Origin of the sequence: Candidatus Fukatsuia endosymbiont of Tuberolachnus salignus (genome assembly GCF_964030845.1) — a bacterium.
GTDB classification, from domain to species: domain Bacteria; phylum Pseudomonadota; class Gammaproteobacteria; order Enterobacterales; family Enterobacteriaceae; genus Fukatsuia; species Fukatsuia symbiotica.
This window is the reverse complement of the sequence record NZ_OZ034983.1, coordinates 2,769,263-2,789,872: the sequence shown is the minus strand read 5'-3', so window position 1 is coordinate 2,789,872 and position 20,610 is coordinate 2,769,263. Positions and strand designations below refer to the sequence as shown.

The window sequence follows — 20,610 nt, the reverse complement described above, 5'->3', positions numbered from 1 at the left end:
GACAGAGGCCGCCCACTAAAACCGTTAGTCTAATTTAACGCCGATACGTCTAGCGACCTCTTCATAAGCCTCAATGACATTACCCAGATTTTGACGAAAGCGATCTTTATCCATCTTTGCTAAGTTCTTTTTATCCCACAGGCGGCAACCATCGGGTGAAAATTCATCTCCCAGTACCACCTCACCTTCGAATAAACCAAACTCTAGTTTGAAATCCACAAGAATAAAGCCAGCATCGTCAAACAATTTACCAAGAATGTCATTCACTCGGTAACTCAGTTCTTTCATACGCTCCAGGTGTTCTTTACTCACCCAACCGAAGGTTATGCAATAGGATTCATTAACCATTGGATCGTGCATTGCATCATTTTTTAAAAAAAGATCAAACAATGCAGGTTTCAGCTCTAAACCCTCCTCAAGACCTAATCGTCTAACCAGAGAACCCGCTGCCCGATTACGGATCACACATTCTACTGGGATCATGTCCAGTTTTTTGACTAATACTTCGTTATCTGAAAGTAACTTTTTTATCTGTGTTGGAATTTTTTTTGTTTCAAGTTTATCCATAATAAAACAGTTAAATTTATTATTGACCATGCCTTTGCGGGCAAGTTGTTCAATACGCTGACCATCCATTGCTGATGTATCGTTACGGAATTCCAGCACTAACAGATCAGGATTTTCGGTGCTGTAGACAGTTTTAGCTTTTCCACGATACAACTCAGCTAATTTCTGCATCTTTACTAACTCCAGTAGTGTGGTTATTTTTGACAGAGAAACCGTAGCTTCTTTTTTTGTTTTACGTCGATATTTATTTTGTACCAGTCTGGTTAAACGCCGCCTGGAGCACCACGATCAGTGAATAATTTTGCTGTTGGTTTAATGTATTCCCTTTAGAATCAGTAAACTGTAAGCTACTACGGTTACCAAGATCACCCACTTGAAGCTTATAATCACCTATTTTTAGTGCAGGATCTTTCGTACCTAACGCATCCCAATCACTGTTGCTAATAGCTCGGTAAGTCACCGTAATCGCACCTTGTGAACGACTGTGATCTCCAACTTTCATTCCTATTTTGCTCAGTACCGCCGGCAAGCGTTGCCAAACCGTGGCATACGGTGCTCGTACAATAAGCGCCGGTAAACCACTGTCGTCACTACCACTTTGTACATCCAAGCTACCTGCCCCGCGGGCGACCTGATTATTTTCAGTATCAGTACGTATTTTATACAACCCTTGAACTAAAGTATTTAACATGGCGACGTTGTAACGCTGTACTTTGATGCCATCAGTAACTGGATTATTTGCTTGACGTAAACCAAGCGATTTTACCAGCAATGCTGATTGATATCCCTGTTGTTGCACACTTATCTGGTAACGACCGGCGAACTGTTCCTCTTCATTTTCGTCGGCTCTGTTCCATTTTACCCAATCGGTAATCAGTGTTTGATTTGCGTCCTGACGGCTGGCTATTGGCAGGTGATTATTTTCAACAATACGGCTAACCTGCGTCCATAAATCACGATTCTGTGGGCCATTTTCTAACAATAATTTGCTAGTATCCGCAGTATATTCTGTGCGAGCGCCATTTAATAATACCAAGGGTTGTACCGGTGGACGAATATCTAGTTGCTTTCCAACAGCACCTTGCTGCGATCCCTGCGGGATGTCATAGGTAGCGTTTCGCAACGGCAAGATCATACCAGCAGGCACCTTCAGTGGTTTTTGTGCAGCTGTGTCGAGATAGGACTCATCACCACTCACCTGACGTTTATAACGTTGATCCATCGAACATGCTGCTAATAGCATAACCAATAAAACAGCGACACCCCTTATCGCCCTATTCTTTGTTCGCGATATAGCCGTTTGCGATACAGTTGTTTGCAATACAGTTGTTTGCAATATAGCCATTAAAATTTTCCTAAGAGTTAAAAACCAATGCAGCATCACGAGATAGTGAATAAATTTCAAGCGGTCCTGCGCTTTGCAACGCTTCTTCTACTACCCGCTGGTTGACGTCAGTCAGTGACATCAGAGGCGGACGTAAAGTATCAGCGGCTATTAAACCCAGACGCTGACAAGCCCATTTAACTGGAGTGGGATTCGATTCGACAAATAAATACTGATGCAGTGATCCCAAACGCTGATTTAAACCCCGGGCGGCAGCAAAATCGCCTTGTGTGGCATACTTACAGAGATCCGCCATTTCACGAGCGGCGATATTTGCCGTTACTGACACAATCCCTTTGCCCCCCAATTGCATAAAATCCAGGCCACTCCTATCGTCACCACTTAGCAAAATGAATTGTTCATCAACCAATGCTTGTATCTGGCTCACACGGGTTAAGTCTCCTGTTGCTTCTTTCAGCGCCACAATATTTTTAATTTCAGCCAATCGAGCCACTGTCTGCGGCGACAAATCACACCCAGTACGTGAAGGTACATTATATAAAATTTGGGGCAGATCGGTACTCTCAGCAATCTTCTTAAAATGCTGATATAGACCTTCCTGTGTGGGGCAATTGTAATACGGCGTGATCGTTAGACAACCAGCAACACCTTTGTTTTGAAACCGTTGGGTCAGTGATATTGCATCTTCTGTTACGTTAGAGCCAGTACCTGCTATCACGGGGATACGACCCCCAGCCCGCTCCACTGTTTTCAATACGACATCGACATGCTCGTCACGTTTAAGCGTTGCGCATTCGCCAGTCGTACCCATAGAGACAATCGCCTTAGTACCACTGGCTACATGATAATCGACCAATTTCTCTAGGCTCTTGTAATCAACCTTACCCTTTTCGTCCATCGGTGTTATCAGTGCAACTATACTTCCCGTAAACATTTGCTATCCCCTTTACAGACAAGACATATTACGCAACCTAACTTCAACTTGATGGCCTGGCACAAACATCGCAACCAGCTTGTCTCCATCTATCGTAAGGAAAGCTATCTAAGAACCTGTTCGAAATCTCTTGTCTCACCGTGTTTTGGTCAAGTAATTCGTCAAAAACGCGCTTAAAATGCTCCTTTACTCCCTTTACTCCCTTTACTCCCTTTACTCCCTTTACTCCCTTTACTCCCTTTACTCTCTTTCGTTGCATGCAAAGAGTAAACTGTGCTTTTCAGCCCATTTTTTCCTCGTCTGAGCACAGCGAAAAAGATTTGTAACAGGCTCTAAAAATAAATCATTTAAAACAAATAGCTGAACTACACACTAATAAATAATAGATACAAAAAGGCAACAAAACACGACCTTTTGCTCACTATTTATTAATAAGTTGTGTTTTGTCGTCTTATCTATTCGTTTTAAATGGGTTATTTTATATGGAGTAATTGGTTGCAGTTTATGCCCCAAGTTCTAGTGGCAGTAAAGTATTCTTTGTAAGGCTAAACATTGTGCAAAGACTCGTTGTCGCTACACTGCTTTTCCTTGCAATGACCGTAAAGGTATAAACTGTGGTTAGTTAGTGTAATACCATGCTGCTCGGCGGTATTTCTCTGACGTTTTTCAATAAACTCATCTCTAAATTCAATCACTTTTCCACAATTCAGGCAGATCAAATGATCATGATGTTGTTGTTGTGCCAGTTCAAAGACAGATTTGCCGCCTTCAAAATTATGACGGATAACGATACCGGCACCTTCAAATTGATTAAGAACACGGTAGACGGTCGCCAAACCAATATCTTGACTCATATCGAGCAGCTTTTTATAGAGTTCCTCCGCACAGATGTGATGGCAGTCTGGATCTTGCAATACTTCCAAGATCTTGAGTCTCGGGTGTGTCACCTTGAGACCGACTTTCTTTAATGCTGTATTGTTATCAGTCATGCGATTCCAGCCCTATTACCTATTAAAATATACTCGTGCCCCATTATAGAACCGCGTAGTTCAAAATGAAAACAACAAGTGATTAGCACAGAAATTAATGACATATCTTGCACTATTTTTCTACACCATAGGCTAAGGTTGTACAAGAAGTTTATTCAGTTCGTCCAGGTTCAGTTCTTCACTAATTTGTTTTACCCAAGTCTTAACACGTTCCTCGGTCAGTTCCGGCTGCCGATCCTCATCAATGGCGAGACCAATAAAATGTTTATCATCGACCAAACCTTTAGAAGCTTCAAAATAATAACCTTCGACCGGCCAATGACCGACAATAGTCGCGCCACGAGACTCAATGATATCGCGTACAGTGCCCATAGCATCGCAGAAATATTCGGCATAATCTTCTTGATCACCACAACCGAATAGAGCAACGAGTTTTCTGCTAAAATCGATTTCTTTCAATGTTGAGAAAAAATCATCCCAATCACACTGCGCTTCGCCGTAATACCAGGTTGGGATGCCAAGCAGAAGAATATCAAATTTTTCTAAATCTTCTTTACTGCTTTTAGCAATATCATATACCTGGGCAATCTCTTGACTGAGTTGCTCTCGGATCGTCTTGGCAATATTCTCAGTGTTGCCAGTGTCACTGCCAAAAAAAATGCCTACCATTGCCTCTACCTTGTTAGTTTGTATTGCACTGGCAATATAACACATTTCAAATTGTCTCACTTGTCGTGGTTGTAAAATTCCCACCATGTCTCAATTTGTCGTTGAATGCCTGCAGCATCGAGACCATATTCGGAGCGTATTTCATCTTGCTCACCTTGGGAAACAAATTTGTCGGGTAAACCGATATTCAGTATCGGTAATAACTTTCGTTTGGCCATTAATAGCTCATTGACGCCACTGCCGGCACCTCCGCTGATAGCATTTTCTTCCAAAGTCACTAACAGTTGATGGCTGGCAGCCATATCTAGCAACAATTCTTCATCCAAAGGCTTAATAAAACGCATATCGACCAGGGTGGCATTGAGCTTATCTGCCACTTGCTGTGCTTGAGGTAATAAAGCACCGAAACTGAGAATGGCAATTTTTTCCCCTGTGCGTCGCACTATCGCTTTACCGATAGGAAAAACTTGCAAGGATTGCAGTTCAACACCAGTACCGCTACCTCGTGGATAACGCACTGCCACTGGAGCATGATGTAGATAACCGGTATGCAGCATTTGACGGCATTCGTTCTCGTCGCTTGGTGCCATAATCACCATGTTAGGAATACAGCGCATGAAAGAAAGATCAAAGGCGCCTTGGTGTGTTTGACCATCAGCACCGACTAAACCTGCTCGGTCGATAGCAAAAAGCACCGGTAGTTTCTGTATCGCGACATCATGGATTAATTGGTCATAAGCCCGCTGTAAAAAGGTAGAATAAATGGCTACTACCGGTTTATAACCACCAATGGCAAGACCCGCAGCAAAGGTCACTGCGTGTTGCTCGGCAATGGCGACATCAAAATATTGTTGTGGGTATTCGCGTGAAAAACGAACCATGCCTGAGCCTTCACACATGGCGGGCGTGATCGCCATTAATCGATCGTCTTTTGCGGCGGTTTCACACAGCCAGTCGCCGAAAATTTTGGCATAGGTAGGGGGGCCACCTTTGCTTTTAGGCAAAGCACCTGCTTGCAAATTGAATTTAGGCACTGCATGCCAGCTGATAGGATCCAGCTCTGCTGGGGTATAACCTTTGCCTTTTTGGGTCATGATATGCAAGAGCTGTGGACCTTTCAGGACACGCATCTTTTTCAGAGTACTCATCAGCATGGCAAGATCATGTCCTTCAATGGGGCCAATGTAGTTAAATCCTAGCTCTTCAAATAGTGTCCCAGGTATTACCATTCCTTTTAAATGTTCCTCGGTGCGTTTTAGTAACTCTTTGATCGGTGGTAATCCTTCGAATACCTTTTTCCCATTGTCCCGCAGCGTTGCATAGCACTTACTTGATAACAATTTAACTAAATAGTTATTCAAGCCACCGACATTTTCTGAAATTGACATTTCATTATCATTGAGTATCACTAACATATCAGTATCTATCTCTCCGGCATGATTCATTGCTTCAAAAGCCATGCCTGCCGTGATAGCACCATCACCGATGACACAAACTGTACGTCTCCCTTTGCCTTCTCGTTCTGCAGCTACCGCCATGCCAAGCCCAGCACTTATCGAGGTTGAAGAATGACCGACAGAAAGCACATCATATTGACTCTCCTCACGACAAGGAAAAGGATGTAGCCCCTCTTTTTGTCGGATCTTTGAGATCGCTTCGCGGCGACCCGTCAGGATTTTGTGTGGATAAGCTTGATGCCCGACATCCCAGATTACATTATCGAAGGGAGTGTTATAGACATAATGCAACGCCACAGTCAGCTCAATGACGCCTAACCCTGAGGCAAAATGACCGCTGGAAACGCTGACACAATCGAGTAAGTATTGCCGAAGCTCTTTACACAATTGTGGGAGGCGATCTTGAGGTAATAAGCGTAGCTCTGGCGGATCCACCGCCAGAGCTAATGTCGGGTATTTAGCTGTATCAAAACTCATTGGCTGCTCATGTCAGGCTGTTATATTTTTTAACTAATTATTGCGTTTAATGATGAAATCTGCCATCGCATGCAATAATCCAGGGTCATAGGACTGTGCTGTCAGGCTATCGAGAGCCACGAGCGCTTCCCGATAAAGATCCTCGGCTTTTATTCTCGCGGTGTCAAAACCAAGCAGTGCCGGGTAAGTACTTTTACCCAATTGTTGATCAGAACCTTGCTGTTTACCAATTCTACCAGTCTTACCAATAATGTCTAAAATATCGTCCTGTACTTGGAAAGCTAAGCCGATCGCTTCAGCATACTTGTCCAGTAGTGATAAGGCATTTTTCCCTCTCTCTCCTGCGGCTAATGCACCGATACGTACGGCGGCACGGATCAAAGCCCCGGTTTTATTGCGATGAATTTGTTCTAACGATGTCAGTGAAATTTGGCAATTTTCGGACGTGATATCCAATGATTGCCCAGCACACATGCCCGCAGCACCGCTAGATTGTGCAAGTTCAGATAGCATTGCAAGGCGATCTTCAAGGGTAACATGCGGCATCGGCTTATCAATCAGGATAGAAAACGCCAGTGTTTGCAGGGCGTCGCCAGCCAAAATAGCATCGGCTTCGCCAAATTTAATATGGCAGCTTGGCTGTCCACGGCGCAAATCATCATCATCCATTGCTGGTAGATCGTCATGAATTAATGAATAAGCATGTATGCATTCAATCGCTGCTGCTGCTGCATCCAAGCTGTTGAGAGACAGGCCAAACATTTGACCGGTAGCGTAGACCAAACAAGGACGTACCCGCTTACCACCAAGTAGGGTGCCATAACGCATCGCTTGCACTAGCTGGCTGTTTTGAAAAGGTAGCTCATTGATAAAATTTTTCAGCGCTTGATCAACACGCTGTTGATAGTCTGTGAGCTGTGAGTTGAGGTCAGACATGATATTTATTCTTAAACCTAGCTTGTGGGGGAGAAATCAAAGTGCACAGCATGCCGCAATTTATGCATTGAGTGTACAAAAATTGCCAGCACTGCGCTACATAGCCGGTCTATCGGGCTTCTTCAGGATCAGCGATAAAGGGAGTTAGCGGTTTCCCTACATCATCACTGAGCAAAATTTGCACTCGTTGCTCAGCCTGTAGCAGCGTCTGCTGGCTTTGTTTAGCCAATTTCACCCCGTGTTCAAACTCATTTAATGCATTTTCAAGTGGTAATTCTCCTGATTCTAAACGCGTCACTATTTGTTCTAGTTCGTTGAGTACTGTTTCAAAACTGGCGGTTTTATTTCTATTGTTAGCAGAAGTTGCCCGCTGTTTTGCAATAGACTCTGATGAGGTAATTTTTTTTGGCATAATAATATCGTCGTCATCATGATAAATAGAGGAATCCACGCTCGAAACGTGCCACTGTCTATTCTAACTGATAAAAGAGCGTCTGACATTGATGGTCTTGGATCTCCTCTGCAGATGCTAGATTAAATTTCAAGAGATTGCGTTGTGTCGCCAGTAGTAGAAAATCTCCATTTGATAAGCTGGTCATCGCCAACCCATAGCTGCCCATGTTTTCTTTTGCACCTTCCACTTCTTCTGCCAGTAAGCGAAACACACCTTGTTGTTGCAATTCATTGACTCTGACCCGTCTAGCAATGTAATCATGATTGAGTAAGCCACCAGGCAACCGTTGCCATTGTGGTTGAAAGCTTGCTTCAAGATTGGCCAGCTTGGCCTTTACCTTAGGTGATAGGCAGGATATATGAATATGTAATTGGTTTTGACTGCGACCATATTGAGAATTAATCGCTAGTGAAATATCTGCATCCATAATGGACGAGCCGTACTTGTTAGCCATAAATTTTCTGGCTTGCCAGGCTTGAGCAAAAAAATTGGGTGTTGTGGCCACAAGGAGTTCCGGGCTTTCAATCCCAGTAATTTTTGTAGTCGGTATCAACAGGTATTGTAGTGGACCCTGGCGATCTTTATAGACCACGAACCCTGCTTTTTTATTTACTTCGCTACAGGGTGCGGGATTATTTTTTTGTTCCTGATTAGGGATACACTGCTGACTAATGATTTTCCAGAGTGTATTTGAATGCCTCATTAGCCCTAACCACAGCGCGCAAACCACGATTATTGTGATCAACATAAACAGGTGACAGACCCGACGAATCGATAAGTGAAGCATCAACAAATCCTTTAACTACATAATACGCCAGCTTTATTACAAAAAAATAGGGTACATAAAACCGCCGTTACGCCGAATGCTCAATACCCAGTTTTGATCTGCCAAGTGTCACGTAGACTAACAGTACGGTTAAACACGCGTTTTCCAGCTAGGCGATGCTGACTGTCGACGCAAAAATAACCCTCGCGTTCAAACTGGTAGGTTTGTTCAGGGGTTGCATCCGCTAAATCCGGTTCAATAAAACCCTGACGAATAATCAAAGATTCGGGGTTAATTGTTGCTATAAAATCGTCCGCCGTACCAGGGTTTGCTACATTAAAAAGGCGATCATATAAACGGATTTCTGCCGGTAACGCGTAATCGGCAGCAACCCAATGAATGACACCTTTTACTTTACGGCCATCCAGTGGATCCTTGTTTAGTGTCTGCACATCATAGCTACAGTAGACTGTGGTGATGTTACCTTTTTGATCTTTTTCAACACGCTCTGCTTTGATGACATAGGCGTAGCGCAAACGCACTTCTTTACCCAGCACTAAACGTTTGTATTGTTTATTAGCTTCTTCGCGAAAATCCGCCCGATCGATATAAATAATGCTATCGAAAGGCACCTGACGATTGCCCATTTGTGGATTATTTGGATGATTAGGCATGGTTAATTGTTCTATTTTGGGTGCCCGGTTTTCGATGATAATTTTTAGCGGATCCAAAACTGCCATTGCCCGTGGTGCATTTTTATTCAAATCGTCACGAATGCAAGACTCTAATGCTATCATCTCGACATTGTTATCTTGCTTGGTCACACCGATACGCCGACAAAATTCACGGATCGACGCCGCAGTGTAGCCGCGACGACGTAGACCTGAGATAGTCGGCATACGCGGATCATCCCAGCCTTCAACGATATTTTTAGTCACCAATAGGCTCAGTTTGCGTTTCGACATGATAGTGAATTCAAGATTCAGGCGAGAGAATTCGTATTGACGTGGACGACACTCAATATTGATATTATCTAATACCCAATCATATAAACGACGGTTATCTTGAAATTCAAGGGTACAGAGTGAGTGTGTGATTCCTTCCAATGCATCGGAAATACAGTGAGTGAAGTCATACATCGGGTAGATGCACCACTTATTACCCGTTTGATGATGTTCGGCAAATTTAATGCGATATAACACCGGATCACGCATCACCATAAAAGGTGATGCCATGTCAATTTTGGCTCGCAGACAAGCGCTCCCTTCAGTAAAGTCACCTGCTCGCATTTTTTCAAATAACATGACATTTTCTTCAATAGGGCGATCACGAAATGGACTATTTCTACCCGGAGACGTCAAGGTACCACGATATTCGCGTATTTGTTCACCATTTAATTGATCAACATAGGCTAGGCCTTTTTTAATTAATTCAAGCGCATATTCATACAATGAATCAAAATAATCGGATGAATAATGTACCCTACCACTCCATTCAAAGCCTAGCCACTGTAAATCACGTTTGATTGATTCGATATATTCAACATCTTCTTTTACTGGATTAGTGTCGTCAAAACGTAGATTACACTGTCCCTGATAGTCTTGAGCTATACCAAAGTTCAGACAAACAGACTTAGCATGACCAATATGTAGATAACCATTTGGTTCAGGTGGGAAACGAGTATGTATCACAGCATGTTTACTACTGGCTAAATCTTCATCAATGATCTGACGAATAAAATTATTGGGGCGGGCTTCAGCCTCACTCATCATGCTGTTCCTCAATATTAAAATGAAACCCACACCCACCCCAAAAGGGTGAAGCGCAGAAAATTGTGTCTAATATACCTGTTGAAAGACGCGATTATACCAAAAGACAAATAAAAATCGGGAAGAGATCGCACTATTCCCGTTAGCATGCAGCCTGTTGATATTTTATTTTTCGCCAATTGCCAATAAATCAGTTTGTCCCGCCACCACAAAGCCACTGGCAAGCACAGCGATACTGCCAAAATCGGTGATATTTTGTATCAAAATCGAGCTCAGTAAAGAAACACCACTAGTCTCAAGATACGCTAAATCTAAAGTTAAAACGGGCTGACCGGCTACCACAGTAGCCTCTTCTTCAACCAGGCGTTTAAAACCATGACTATACTGTTTTTCTATATTGCTGCCAATATGAACCAAAATTTCAGCGCCTGTGGCGGTTGTCAGGCAAAAAGCGTGGTTAGTATTGAATCTCCAGGAGATTTTACCATTGGCTGGCGCAACCACTGTTTTACCTGTTGGATAAATAGCCACACCATCACCGATAGAGCCACTGGCATAAGTGGGATCAGCAACCTGATCCCAGGCGCAAACATCCCCAGTAATAGGAGAGAGCAATATCAAGGGTGTACTTTGCGGTTTTTTAATCCCTTTTTGTGCTTCAATATGTCCAGGCGAGGCGGTAAGTGCCGCCGGAGAAATTGAGCTTAACGCCAATACTGCTTGCATCGCATTAGCAATCAACTCGGCGCGAGATACAACAATAATTTGCACATTATATTTATTCAAACGAATAACGCCTGATGCACCTAAATGTCTCGCTAAAGCATCATTGACCCTGCTGGCGTCTTTCACATTTAGCCTCAAACGGGTAATGCAAGCATCGACAGCCACCACATTATCAGAACCACCAACAGCACTGATATAACGACGAGCTAACAATTTAATAGCATTCTCATTATTGGTATTATTTCTATCAATGTCATAGCCATCTTCTTCATTACCCGAAACCTGATCTTCACGGCCAGGCGTCAATAAACTGAATTTATTGATAGTAAAGCGAAATAGTAAATAGTAAATAACGAAGAACACCAAACCTTGCGGAATTAACATATACCAATGTGTGGAAAGAGGATTATGCGAAGAGAGGATCATATCCACTAAGCCAGCACTAAAACCAAAACCGGCAATCCAATGCATATTTGCAGCAATATACACTGAGATACCGGTTAATACGGCATGAATGAAATACAGTATCGGGGCAACGAACATGAAAGAGAATTCAAGTGGCTCACTGATACCAGTGAAAAATGCGGCGAATGCACCTGCTAACATAATACCCGCGACTTTACTTTTATTTTCTGGACGCGCACAATGATAAATAGCCAACGCAGCACCTGGCAAACCAAACATCATAATCGGGAAGAAGCCCGCCTGATAACGCCCAGTGATACCCACGATTGCCTTACCTGAATCAATAGCCTGTTGACCTGCTAAAAAATTAGGAATATCGTTAATACCAGCAACATTGAACCAAAATACCGAGTTTAGCGCATGATGCATGCCAACTGGGATTAACAAACGGTTAAAGAAAGCATAAAGACCAGCACCAAAAGATCCCATTCCTTTAATATATTCACCAAAGGTAACTAATGCATTGTAAATTATTGGCCAAAGGTACATTAGGATAAAGGCGACGAAAATCATCAAAAAAGAAGTTAAGATCGGTATTAGACGGCGACCACTAAAAAATGATAATGCTTTTGGTAATTCGACAGAACTAAAGCGGTTATACAATTCGGCAGACATAATCCCTACCATGATGCCGATGAATTGACTGTGGATCTGCTCGAAAGCGGCTGGTACCTGGTCCCGTGGCAGTTGTTGAAGGATGGATATCACGTCTGGAGAACAGAGCGTGGTTAATACCAAATAGCCAACAAAACCGGTCAAGGCCGCAGCACCATCTTTATCTTTCGACATGCCATAAGCAACCCCGATTGCGAACAGCGCCGACATGTTCCCGATAATCGCAGAACCGGATTTAATTAATAACGCCGCTAATTTGTTATCGCCTCCCCAGCCTATAGGATCAATCCAATACCCTATTCCCATTAATATGGCAGCAGCAGGTAATGTGGCTACCGGAACCATCAAAGCCTTCCCTACTTTTTGCAAATAACTAAGCATATTCCCTTTCTCCTCTATTCATTCGCAATTAAAACTTCAATCTTGCCTTTTTTCCAAAGCGGTTACTCCCTTTTAGAAAAAAGTATATTATTCGTTTCCAGTGTGCAACAGAAGACGGAACACAGCAACTTATACCAAAGTACATGAGGATGTACCGCTTTTGAGTTCATCACAAATCAGTTTCGCAAGCAATCTACAGTAAAACTGAGTACAGTATCACGCCCGGTGATCAGGTCGTTCATCATGCTTTCTATCCAATATTTATCAAAAAATGAGGTGTGTCATGAGACTTATCCCTCTGCAAAATGCCACAGAAGTCGGTAAATGGTCAGCTAACTATATTGTCAGTTGTATAAACAGGTTTAATCCCCAAGAAAAGCGTCCATTTGTTCTTGGATTGCCCACCGGTAGTACCTCATTGCTCACCTACCATTATTTGATCAACATGTATAAAGATAAAAAAGTGAGCTTCAAGCACGTTGTCACTTTCAATATGGATGAATACGTGGCGCTACCTGAAAAACATCCAGAAAGCTATCACAGTTTTATGTATAAAAAATTTTTCGATCATATTGATATACCAGCCAAAAATATCCATTTATTCAATGGTAATGCAACGGATATCAACGCAGAATGTCAGAATTATGAAGAAAAAATTAAGTCTTACGGTAAGATTAATCTATTTATGGGAGGGGTGGGAAGTGACGGTCATGTTGCTTTTAATGAACCGACCTCTTCTTTGACATCACGCACTCGTGTCAAGATGCTGACTTTCGATACCCGTATTGCGAATTCCCGTTTCTTTGATGACGATATCGATAAGGTGCCCAAATACGCTCTGACCATTGGTATTGGCACCCTGTTAGATGCAGAAGAAGTGATGATTCTGGTCACCGGTCATCACAAAGCACAAGCATTACAGGCAGCAGTAGAAGGTAATATAAACCACATGTGGACCATCAGTTGCCTGCAATTGCACGCAAAAGCACTTATCGTCTGTGATGAAGCAGCTACTATGGAATTGAAAGTCAAAACTGTACAATATTTTCGCGACCTCGAAGCTGAAAATATAAAAAATCTTTAATTTTATCAGGGGGTATTAATGTATGCTTTAACTCAGGGACGAATTTATACCGGTCATGAAATATTGGATAACCATGCTGTCGTGGTTAGTAAGGGTCTGATAGAACGTATTTGTCCAGAGGCTGAACTCTCTGACAATATTGAGATTCGTGATCTGAGCGGCGCGATACTGGCTCCCGGTTTTATTGATTTACAGCTTAACGGTTGTGGAGGCGTACAATTTAATGATTCTTTTGAGAATATTACACCAGAAACGTTAGCAATCATGCAGTGTACCAACGAAAAATCAGGTTGTACCAGTTATTTACCGACCCTTATTACTTGTAGCGATGAGTTGATGCGACACAGCATTGAAGTCATGCGCAGCTATCTGGGAAAAAATCAGTATAAGGCGTTGGGTCTACATCTGGAAGGGCCTTATATCAACCCGTTAAAAAAAGGGACACATAACCCCGCGTTTATCCGTGAGCCTGACTCGACCATGATAAATTATCTGTGTGCTAATGCGGATGTCATTCGCAAGATTACCTTAGCACCAGAAACAGTCGCTGAAGAATACATTCGTCAGCTAGCTGACGCGGGTATTTTGCTTTCTGCTGGGCATTCTACTGCCACTTACCAACAGGCTCGTAAGGGATTCGCGGCAGGTGTGGGTTGTGCGACTCACCTTTACAATGCTATGCAAACCGTTACTGGACGTGAACCCGGTTTGATCGGCGCAATTTTTGATACTCCAGCAGCTTATAGTGGTGTAATTTGCGATGGACACCATGTGTCTTGGGTCAATATCCGCCAGGCTAAGCGTTTAAAAGGCGACAAACTGATTCTGGTTACGGATGCCACCGCACCGGCTAACTCAGATATTGAGCAATTTATTTTTGCCGGTAAAAAAATTGACTATCATGATGGTGTCTGTTGGGATCAAGATGGTACTCTCAGCGGTTCTGCGCTTACCATGATCCAGGCAGTACAGAACAGTGTTGAACATGTGGGCATCGCGTTAGATGAAGCGTTGCGCATGGCAACGCTTTATGCGGCGCGTGCGATTGGCTTTGATAAGCAGTTGGGCAGCGTTGAAATTGGAAAAGTAGCCAATTTGACCGCTTTTACCCGTGATTACCACATCACTAGGACTATCGTTAATGGCAACGAAGTTTGAAAAAATGAGTACTTTATTGATGAACACCGATAGGCATGCACAAACAGACAATGTTGATCTGGTTAAAAAGATGAACAGCACGGCAGTTTATCGGCTTATTGATCAACAAGGTCCGATATCGCGTATTCAACTCGCGGAGCTTAGTCATTTAGCGCCTGCCAGCATTACAAGGATTATACGCCAATTACTCGAACGCGGACTGATCAAAGAAGTCGAACAACAAGCTTCGACAGGAGGGCGACGCGCCATCTCCATCGTCACAAAAAACAGTCAGCTTCACACGCTCGCCGTACGTGTGGGGCGTCACGATGCCACCATTACTCTATTTAATATGAATGGTAAGTCGCTGAATGAAAAATATTATACTCTCGGCGGTTGTACACAAGAAGCGCTAGAAGAAACCTTATTCCGTATCATTAATCTGTTTATTGAAAACCATCGGCAAAAACGATCTGAGCTGATTGCTATCGCCGTCAGTTTACCGGGTCTAGTTGATACTCATCGGGGTATTGTGCGCTATATGCCTCATATCAGTGTCGATAACTGGTTATTGGCCGATAAGCTGTGGACAAGATTTAATGTGGCCAGTTTTATCGGTAATAATGTTCGCAGCTTCGCATTGGCAGAGCACTATTTTGGTGCTAGCCGTGATTGTAAAGATTCTATTTTGGTGCGCCTGCACTGTGGCATAAGCGCGGGTATTGTCGTTAATAGCCAGGTATTTCTCGGTAATAACGGCAACGTCGGCGAAATCGGTCATATTCAGATTGATCCGATCGGTGAACGTTGTTATTGCGGTAACTTTGGTTGCCTGGAAACCGTAACCTCTAACGCGGCTATTGAAAATCGAGTGCGTCATTTGCTAACCCAAGGTTACACCAGTAAACTAACGGTGGACAATTGTCATATCAATGCTATCTGTAAAGCAGCTAGCGGCAATGATTTGTTAGCCAGAGAAATCATTGAAAATGTAGGCCGCTATTTAGGAAAAGCCATTGCTATCATGACTAACCTATTCAATCCGCAAAGAATAGTGATAGCCGGTGAAATAACCAAAGCACAAAAGGTACTGTTGCCTGCCATTCAAAGCTGTATTAATACCCAAGTATTGCAAGATTTCCGTAAAAATTTGCCAGTAGTCATCTCTACGCTTGATCATCATTCCGCTATCTGTGCTTTTGCATTAGCTAAACGCTCCATGTTAAACGGAGTACTATTACAAAAACTATTGGCAAGCTAATCAATGTTTATTTAATGATTCAATGACAGTATTATCACCGCTAAAAAAGTTAGGGAGATTGTTATGTGTTCTATTTTTGGGGTGCTCGATATTAAAGGAGATGCGAGCCTATTACGCACTAAAGCTTTAGAGATGTCACGTTTGATGCGCCACCGTGGTCCCGATTGGTCGGGTATCCATGCCAGTGATAAAGCCATCCTCGTTCATGAACGTTTATCTATCGTTGACATTAATACGGGTGCCCAACCACTATATAATGCCGATAGTACTCATGTTTTAGCTGTTAATGGTGAAATTTATAATCACCAAGCCCTGCGTCAGCAACATAGCAATAGCGGCGAATGTTATCAATTCCAAACGCACTCGGACTGTGAAGTTATTCTGGCACTGTATCAGAAAAAAGGGGAACAATTCCTTGATGATCTACAGGGTATGTTTGCTTTTGTATTATACGATAGTATAAAAGATGCTTACCTAATTGGTCGTGATCATCTAGGTATTATCCCACTGTATATGGGATTCGATGAACAAGGTAATAGGTTTGTTGCTTCTGAAATGAAAGCACTGGTTCCGATTTGCTGTACTGTAGAAGAATTTCCACCAGGAAGTTATTTATGGAGTCAAGATGGTGAAATCCGGCGGTATTATGATCGCGATTGGTTTGATTACAATAAGGTCAAAGATAATGTTGCCGATGCCGATGCCGATGCTAAGAAACTACACAGTACGTTGGTGGCTGCGGTAAAAACCCATCTGATGTCTGATGTGCCTTATGGTGTCTTACTGTCAGGAGGGCTGGATTCTTCCATTATTGCGGCAATTAGCAAAAAATTTGCGGCACGTCGGATAGAAGATGAAGAACGTAAGGACGCCTGGTGGCCACAGCTTCACTCCTTTGCTGTGGGTCTAAAGGGGTCGCCCGATCTGGCTGCTGCACAGAAAGTGGCTGATGATTTAGGCACCGTACATCACGAAATTCATTTCACTGTACAAGAAGGCCTTGATGCCATCCGAGAGGTGATTTATCACATCGAAACTTATGACGTCACTACCATCCGAGCCTCAATACCCATGTATCTTATGGCGCGTAAGATCAAGGCGATGGGTATCAAAATGGTGTTATCAGGTGAAGGTGCTGACGAAATATTTGGTGGCTATCTCTATTTCCATAAAGCACCCAATAAGCGAGAATTCCACGAAGAAACAGTGCGTAAATTACTTGCACTGCATATGTACGATTGTGCACGTGCTAATAAAGCGATGTCGGCCTGGGGTGTTGAAGCACGCGTCCCCTTCCTTGATAAAAATTTCATCGATGTGGCGATGCGCATTAACCCGCAGAAAAAAATGTGTGGCAATGGAAAAATAGAAAAATATATACTGCGTAAAAGTTTTTCATCCTACTTACCAGGTGATGTTGTACAGCGACAAAAAGAGCAGTTCTCTGATGGTGTTGGCTACAGTTGGATCAATTCTCTAAAAGATATGGCTAATCAACAGATCAAAGATGAGCAGCTAAAAGATGCTCATTCCCGTTTCCCTCACAATCCTCCAACGTCCAAAGAAGGCTACTTGTATCGGGAAATTTTTGAAAAACTGTTCCCTTCAGCAAGTGCGGCAAAATGTATCCCCGGAGGACCTTCGGTGGCTTGTTCTTCCGCCACAGCCATTGGATGGGATCAATCGTTCAAAGATACGGATGATCCGTCAGGTCGTGCGGTAGGTGTTCATCAGTCAGCCTATAAATAAAAATTAATCACCACCGGCGTTGCTGAATAATCTGTACCCGTTGCTGTCACATACTCTTTGATATCAACGGGCTGATTAACGGGTAGTTTTTGTTAAAAACACTGTGCAGGGTAGCAGTGTGACCGCCACTAAGCTAATGAAATGAGAGGAAAATTTATTGAATTGGCTGGGGTACCAGGATTCGAACCTGGGATGCCGGAATCAGAATCCGGTGCCTTACCGCTTGGCGATACCCCAATAACGCGATGGAAATTCATTTGAAGGAAAACAAAGAGCTATAGAGCAGTGATTTAAAAAATATGGCTGGGATACCAGGATTCGAACCTGGGAATGCCAGGATCAAAACCTGGTGCCTTACCGCTTGGCGATATCCCAATTACAACAAAATAAACTCAGATCATGGTGCGGAAGGCGAGACTCGAACTCGCACACCTTGCGGCGCTAGAACCTAAATCTAGTGCGTCTACCAATTTCGCCACTCCCGCAAAAAAAATGGTGGCTACGACGGGATTCGAACCTGTGACCCCAGCATTATGAGTGCTGTGCTCTAACCAACTGAGCTACGTAGCCATTCTTACATCACATCCGCCTCACCAGCGTTGCGGAGCGCAATTATGCGGATATGCTTGATCTGCGTCAACTGGTTTTTTATCAAAAGAGCGGGATCAAAGTTCTTTTGTTTGGCTGGTGAACACAATGGCGATAAGCTGAACAATCAATAGCAACGCCGAATTCACACCACGCAGTAGATTTTGCAAGAGGTCTAAGAAGAAGCGTTCCAAATCTTTTTCACTGTGCTCAGACGAGGAAAAAACGCGCGAAAAAGCGCAGTTTACTCTTTGTATTCAATAAAAAGGGGGGATAAATGAGTATTTTGAGCGCATGTTTGACGAATTACTTGACAAAAACACGGCGAGCACAAGAGATTTCGAACAGCTTCTAATAGAAGGATGGGAAGGATTTGATATGCAAACACAAAACAATAGCACGCTGATTGAACAATTTCTTGATGCACTGTGGCTGGAGCGGAATCTGTCTGAAAACACTTTGGCATCTTACAGACTGGATTTACAGGCACTAACCCATTGGTTGCAACAACATAGTAACGATTTACTGCGTGCGCAAGCATGCGATTTACAGCGTTTTTTCTCCGAACGCCTTGAGAATGGCTATAAGGCAACCAGTTCAGCACGTTTACTGAGTGCCATGCGGCGATTGTTTCAGTATTTATATCGTGAACAGTTGCGAGAAAACGATCCCACTCTATTGCTTGCCTCGCCCAAATTGCCACAACGTTTACCCAAAAATTTGAGCGAAGCACAGATTGAAGCGCTATTAAATGCCCCCAACGTTGATATTCCACTACAATTGCGTGATAAAGCAATGCTGGAAGTGTTGTATGCCACCGGTTTACGTGTTTCTGAACTTGTTGGATTGAAGATAAGTGATATCAGCTTGCGCCAAGGGGTGCTGCGGGTAATCGGGAAAGGTAATAAAGAACGGTTAGTGCCTTTGGGAGAAGAAGCTATGTATTGGATTGAAAAATATATGGAACATGGTCGCCATTGGCTTATTAACGGACAGCCATTGGATATTTTTTTTCCCAGTAATCGTTGTCAAAAAATGACTCGTCAGACTTTCTGGCATCGTATTAAATATTATGCGATGCTGGCTAGTATTGACAGTGAACGGTTATCACCCCATGTTTTACGCCATGCGTTTGCCACCCACCTGTTAAATCATGGTGCTGATTTACGTGTAGTACAAATGTTATTAGGTCATAGTGACTTGTCAAGCACGCAAATTTATACTCATGTAGCAACTGAACGACTAAAACAGCTACATCAACAGCATCATCCGCGCGCCTAGTTAAAAATAATAAGTTGAGTGAAGGGCTGCCATGTGCACAAAATAGAAACAACCATAGGATCAATCAATGAAAAAGAGTTTACTGCTGTTGCCAATGTTAATTCCTTCATTTGTCGGGGTAGCTTGCGCCTATGCCAATACTGATGATAACCCTATTGAAAAAACCTTAAAAAAAATGGATATTCAAGCTATTGATATTCAGCCTTCACAAATTGCTGGGCTGAATACTGTCCTTACTAAGGAGGGTGTGTTTTATATTTCGACCGACGGTAAACGTTTATTTCAAGGGCCTCTCTACGACGTCAGTGGCAAGGAGCCGATCAACATCACGAATCAGCTGTTAATGAAAAAATTAATCAGCTTTGAAAATGAAATGATCCTGTATAAAGCACAGAGAGAAAAACACGTAGTGACCGTATTCACTGATATTACTTGTGGGTACTGCCACAAATTGCACGGTCAGATGAAAAAATATAATGATTTAGGCATTACTATCAGGTATCTTGCGTTTCCACGTCAAGGTCTCAATGCGAAAGCAGCAAAGGATATGGAATCGATCTGGTGTATGGCTGATCGACAAAGAGCTTTTGATGCAGCAATAAAGGGCGAAGAGATTTCTCCGGCGTCCTGCAAGATAGATATCAAGAAACACTACGAATTAGGTGTTCAACTCGGAATACAGGGAACACCCTCCATTGTGTTGCAGAATGGTGTCATTTTGCCGGGTTACCTGGCACCAGAAGAACTTAATAAAAAGCTAGATGAGATTTCATCTTCTTCAAAGAACAACGGTCAATAGTGGCATGTGTTACGCAATGGATGTCGAATAGGCTCTTTCTTTCATCTCCCATAGGTACCTTACTAATAGGTGCCTTACCATTTTATAATTAACCCTATCTAAGAAAATAGGATTACCTGGATAATGTGAGGCACTTGCTCATTTTGGGTCAATTCATTAGC

At 42.9% G+C, this 20,610-nt stretch carries 17 protein-coding genes and 4 tRNA genes; 6 read left to right on the top strand and 15 right to left on the bottom strand.

The genetic code is table 11. The annotated features are described in order from the left end of the window. Positions 1 to 24: 24 nt before the first annotated feature. From purC to nagE, 11 genes are all read right to left on the bottom strand, one after another. Complete coding sequence (gene purC / locus AAHH42_RS13395) at positions 25 to 738, bottom strand: phosphoribosylaminoimidazolesuccinocarboxamide synthase (protein ID WP_072550623.1); 714 nt, start codon at positions 736 to 738, stop codon at positions 25 to 27. A 73-nt stretch (positions 739 to 811) separates the two neighbouring features. Then, positions 812 to 1,912, bottom strand: a complete 1,101-nt coding sequence (gene bamC / locus AAHH42_RS13390; protein ID WP_342221349.1) for an outer membrane protein assembly factor BamC — start codon at positions 1,910 to 1,912, stop codon at positions 812 to 814. Between the two features lie 10 nt (positions 1,913 to 1,922). Beyond that, positions 1,923 to 2,846, bottom strand: a complete 924-nt coding sequence (gene dapA / locus AAHH42_RS13385; protein ID WP_342221348.1) for a 4-hydroxy-tetrahydrodipicolinate synthase — start codon at positions 2,844 to 2,846, stop codon at positions 1,923 to 1,925. Between the two features lie 545 nt (positions 2,847 to 3,391). Further along, positions 3,392 to 3,835: a ferric iron uptake transcriptional regulator gene (gene fur / locus AAHH42_RS13380; RefSeq protein ID WP_342221347.1), complete on the bottom strand. Its 444-nt coding sequence runs from the start codon at positions 3,833 to 3,835 to the stop codon at positions 3,392 to 3,394. Between the two features lie 132 nt (positions 3,836 to 3,967). Beyond that, entirely contained in the window at positions 3,968 to 4,549 is a 582-nt protein-coding gene (gene fldA, locus AAHH42_RS13375) for a flavodoxin FldA (protein ID WP_425286336.1), read from the bottom strand. 11 nt (positions 4,550 to 4,560) lie between these two features. Continuing rightward, positions 4,561 to 6,438 carry a 1-deoxy-D-xylulose-5-phosphate synthase gene (dxs, locus tag AAHH42_RS13370; RefSeq protein ID WP_072550627.1) on the bottom strand — a complete coding sequence of 626 codons (1,878 nt, stop codon included), beginning with the start codon at positions 6,436 to 6,438 and terminating at the stop codon, positions 4,561 to 4,563. Between the two features lie 33 nt (positions 6,439 to 6,471). Then, entirely contained in the window at positions 6,472 to 7,374 is a 903-nt protein-coding gene (ispA, locus tag AAHH42_RS13365) for a (2E,6E)-farnesyl diphosphate synthase (protein ID WP_342221345.1), read from the bottom strand. 109 nt (positions 7,375 to 7,483) lie between these two features. Beyond that, on the bottom strand, positions 7,484 to 7,786 hold the full coding sequence (gene xseB, locus AAHH42_RS13360; protein WP_083429626.1) for an exodeoxyribonuclease VII small subunit: 303 nt from the start codon (positions 7,784 to 7,786) through the stop codon (positions 7,484 to 7,486). 58 nt (positions 7,787 to 7,844) lie between these two features. Next, complete coding sequence (locus AAHH42_RS13355; RefSeq protein ID WP_072550629.1) at positions 7,845 to 8,615, bottom strand: CDP-diacylglycerol diphosphatase; 771 nt, start codon at positions 8,613 to 8,615, stop codon at positions 7,845 to 7,847. An 80-nt stretch (positions 8,616 to 8,695) separates the two neighbouring features. Then, positions 8,696 to 10,363: a glutamine--tRNA ligase gene (gene glnS / locus AAHH42_RS13350; protein ID WP_072550630.1), complete on the bottom strand. Its 1,668-nt coding sequence runs from the start codon at positions 10,361 to 10,363 to the stop codon at positions 8,696 to 8,698. Positions 10,364 to 10,528: 165 nt separating this feature from the next. Further along, positions 10,529 to 12,514 carry an N-acetylglucosamine-specific PTS transporter subunit IIBC gene (gene nagE / locus AAHH42_RS13345; RefSeq protein WP_254052022.1) on the bottom strand — a complete coding sequence of 662 codons (1,986 nt, stop codon included), beginning with the start codon at positions 12,512 to 12,514 and terminating at the stop codon, positions 10,529 to 10,531. A 319-nt stretch (positions 12,515 to 12,833) separates the two neighbouring features. On the opposite strand from nagE, the gene nagB reads away from it, so the two are divergent. The 4 genes from nagB to asnB all read left to right on the top strand — a co-directional run bounded on the left by nagB (position 12,834) and on the right by asnB (position 17,781). Then, positions 12,834 to 13,634, top strand: a complete 801-nt coding sequence (gene nagB, locus AAHH42_RS13340; RefSeq protein ID WP_342221344.1) for a glucosamine-6-phosphate deaminase — start codon at positions 12,834 to 12,836, stop codon at positions 13,632 to 13,634. A gap of 18 nt (positions 13,635 to 13,652) precedes the next feature. After that, positions 13,653 to 14,792: an N-acetylglucosamine-6-phosphate deacetylase gene (gene nagA / locus AAHH42_RS13335; protein WP_342221343.1), complete on the top strand. Its 1,140-nt coding sequence runs from the start codon at positions 13,653 to 13,655 to the stop codon at positions 14,790 to 14,792. Between the two features lie 19 nt (positions 14,793 to 14,811). Further along, a complete protein-coding gene (nagC, locus tag AAHH42_RS13330) occupies positions 14,812 to 16,032 on the top strand; it encodes a DNA-binding transcriptional regulator NagC (protein ID WP_072550648.1) in 1,221 nt (406 codons plus the stop codon). A gap of 63 nt (positions 16,033 to 16,095) precedes the next feature. Then, entirely contained in the window at positions 16,096 to 17,781 is a 1,686-nt protein-coding gene (gene asnB, locus AAHH42_RS13325; protein WP_342221342.1) for an asparagine synthase B, read from the top strand. Positions 17,782 to 17,944: 163 nt separating this feature from the next. Here the strand turns inward: asnB and AAHH42_RS13320 are convergent. The 4 genes from AAHH42_RS13320 to AAHH42_RS13305 form a co-directional block, all read right to left on the bottom strand. After that, positions 17,945 to 18,018, bottom strand: a tRNA-Gln gene (locus AAHH42_RS13320). 63 nt (positions 18,019 to 18,081) lie between these two features. After that, positions 18,082 to 18,156 (bottom strand) — tRNA-Gln (locus tag AAHH42_RS13315). Positions 18,157 to 18,181: 25 nt separating this feature from the next. Next, a tRNA-Leu gene (locus AAHH42_RS13310) sits at positions 18,182 to 18,266 on the bottom strand. Positions 18,267 to 18,274: 8 nt separating this feature from the next. Then, a tRNA-Met gene (locus tag AAHH42_RS13305) sits at positions 18,275 to 18,351 on the bottom strand. A gap of 396 nt (positions 18,352 to 18,747) precedes the next feature. Between AAHH42_RS13305 and xerD the strand changes: the two genes are divergently transcribed. Beyond that, positions 18,748 to 19,650, top strand: a complete 903-nt coding sequence (gene xerD / locus AAHH42_RS13300; protein WP_072550635.1) for a site-specific tyrosine recombinase XerD — start codon at positions 18,748 to 18,750, stop codon at positions 19,648 to 19,650. 67 nt (positions 19,651 to 19,717) lie between these two features. Beyond that, the gene (dsbC, locus tag AAHH42_RS13295; protein ID WP_072550636.1) at positions 19,718 to 20,449 is read left to right on the top strand and encodes a bifunctional protein-disulfide isomerase/oxidoreductase DsbC; all 732 of its coding nucleotides are present in this window, start codon (positions 19,718 to 19,720) and stop codon (positions 20,447 to 20,449) included. Positions 20,450 to 20,610: the final 161 nt, after the last annotated feature.

Coding starts and splice junctions, on each gene's coding strand:
- purC (WP_072550623.1), bottom strand. CDS start 738: ATGCAGAAATTAGCTGAGTTGTATCGTGGAAAAGCTAAAACTGTCTAC.
- bamC (WP_342221349.1), bottom strand. CDS start 1,912: ATGGCTATATTGCAAACAACTGTATTGCAAACAACTGTATCGCAAACG.
- dapA (WP_342221348.1), bottom strand. CDS start 2,846: ATGTTTACGGGAAGTATAGTTGCACTGATAACACCGATGGACGAAAAG.
- fur (WP_342221347.1), bottom strand. CDS start 3,835: ATGACTGATAACAATACAGCATTAAAGAAAGTCGGTCTCAAGGTGACA.
- fldA (WP_425286336.1), bottom strand. CDS start 4,549: ATGTGTTATATTGCCAGTGCAATACAAACTAACAAGGTAGAGGCAATG.
- dxs (WP_072550627.1), bottom strand. CDS start 6,438: ATGAGTTTTGATACAGCTAAATACCCGACATTAGCTCTGGCGGTGGAT.
- ispA (WP_342221345.1), bottom strand. CDS start 7,374: ATGTCTGACCTCAACTCACAGCTCACAGACTATCAACAGCGTGTTGAT.
- xseB (WP_083429626.1), bottom strand. CDS start 7,786: ATGCCAAAAAAAATTACCTCATCAGAGTCTATTGCAAAACAGCGGGCA.
- AAHH42_RS13355 (WP_072550629.1), bottom strand. CDS start 8,615: ATGCTTCACTTATCGATTCGTCGGGTCTGTCACCTGTTTATGTTGATC.
- glnS (WP_072550630.1), bottom strand. CDS start 10,363: ATGAGTGAGGCTGAAGCCCGCCCCAATAATTTTATTCGTCAGATCATT.
- nagE (WP_254052022.1), bottom strand. CDS start 12,514: ATGGTTCCGGTAGCCACATTACCTGCTGCTGCCATATTAATGGGAATA.
- nagB (WP_342221344.1), top strand. CDS start 12,834: ATGAGACTTATCCCTCTGCAAAATGCCACAGAAGTCGGTAAATGGTCA.
- nagA (WP_342221343.1), top strand. CDS start 13,653: ATGTATGCTTTAACTCAGGGACGAATTTATACCGGTCATGAAATATTG.
- nagC (WP_072550648.1), top strand. CDS start 14,812: ATGAACACCGATAGGCATGCACAAACAGACAATGTTGATCTGGTTAAA.
- asnB (WP_342221342.1), top strand. CDS start 16,096: ATGTGTTCTATTTTTGGGGTGCTCGATATTAAAGGAGATGCGAGCCTA.
- xerD (WP_072550635.1), top strand. CDS start 18,748: ATGCAAACACAAAACAATAGCACGCTGATTGAACAATTTCTTGATGCA.
- dsbC (WP_072550636.1), top strand. CDS start 19,718: ATGAAAAAGAGTTTACTGCTGTTGCCAATGTTAATTCCTTCATTTGTC.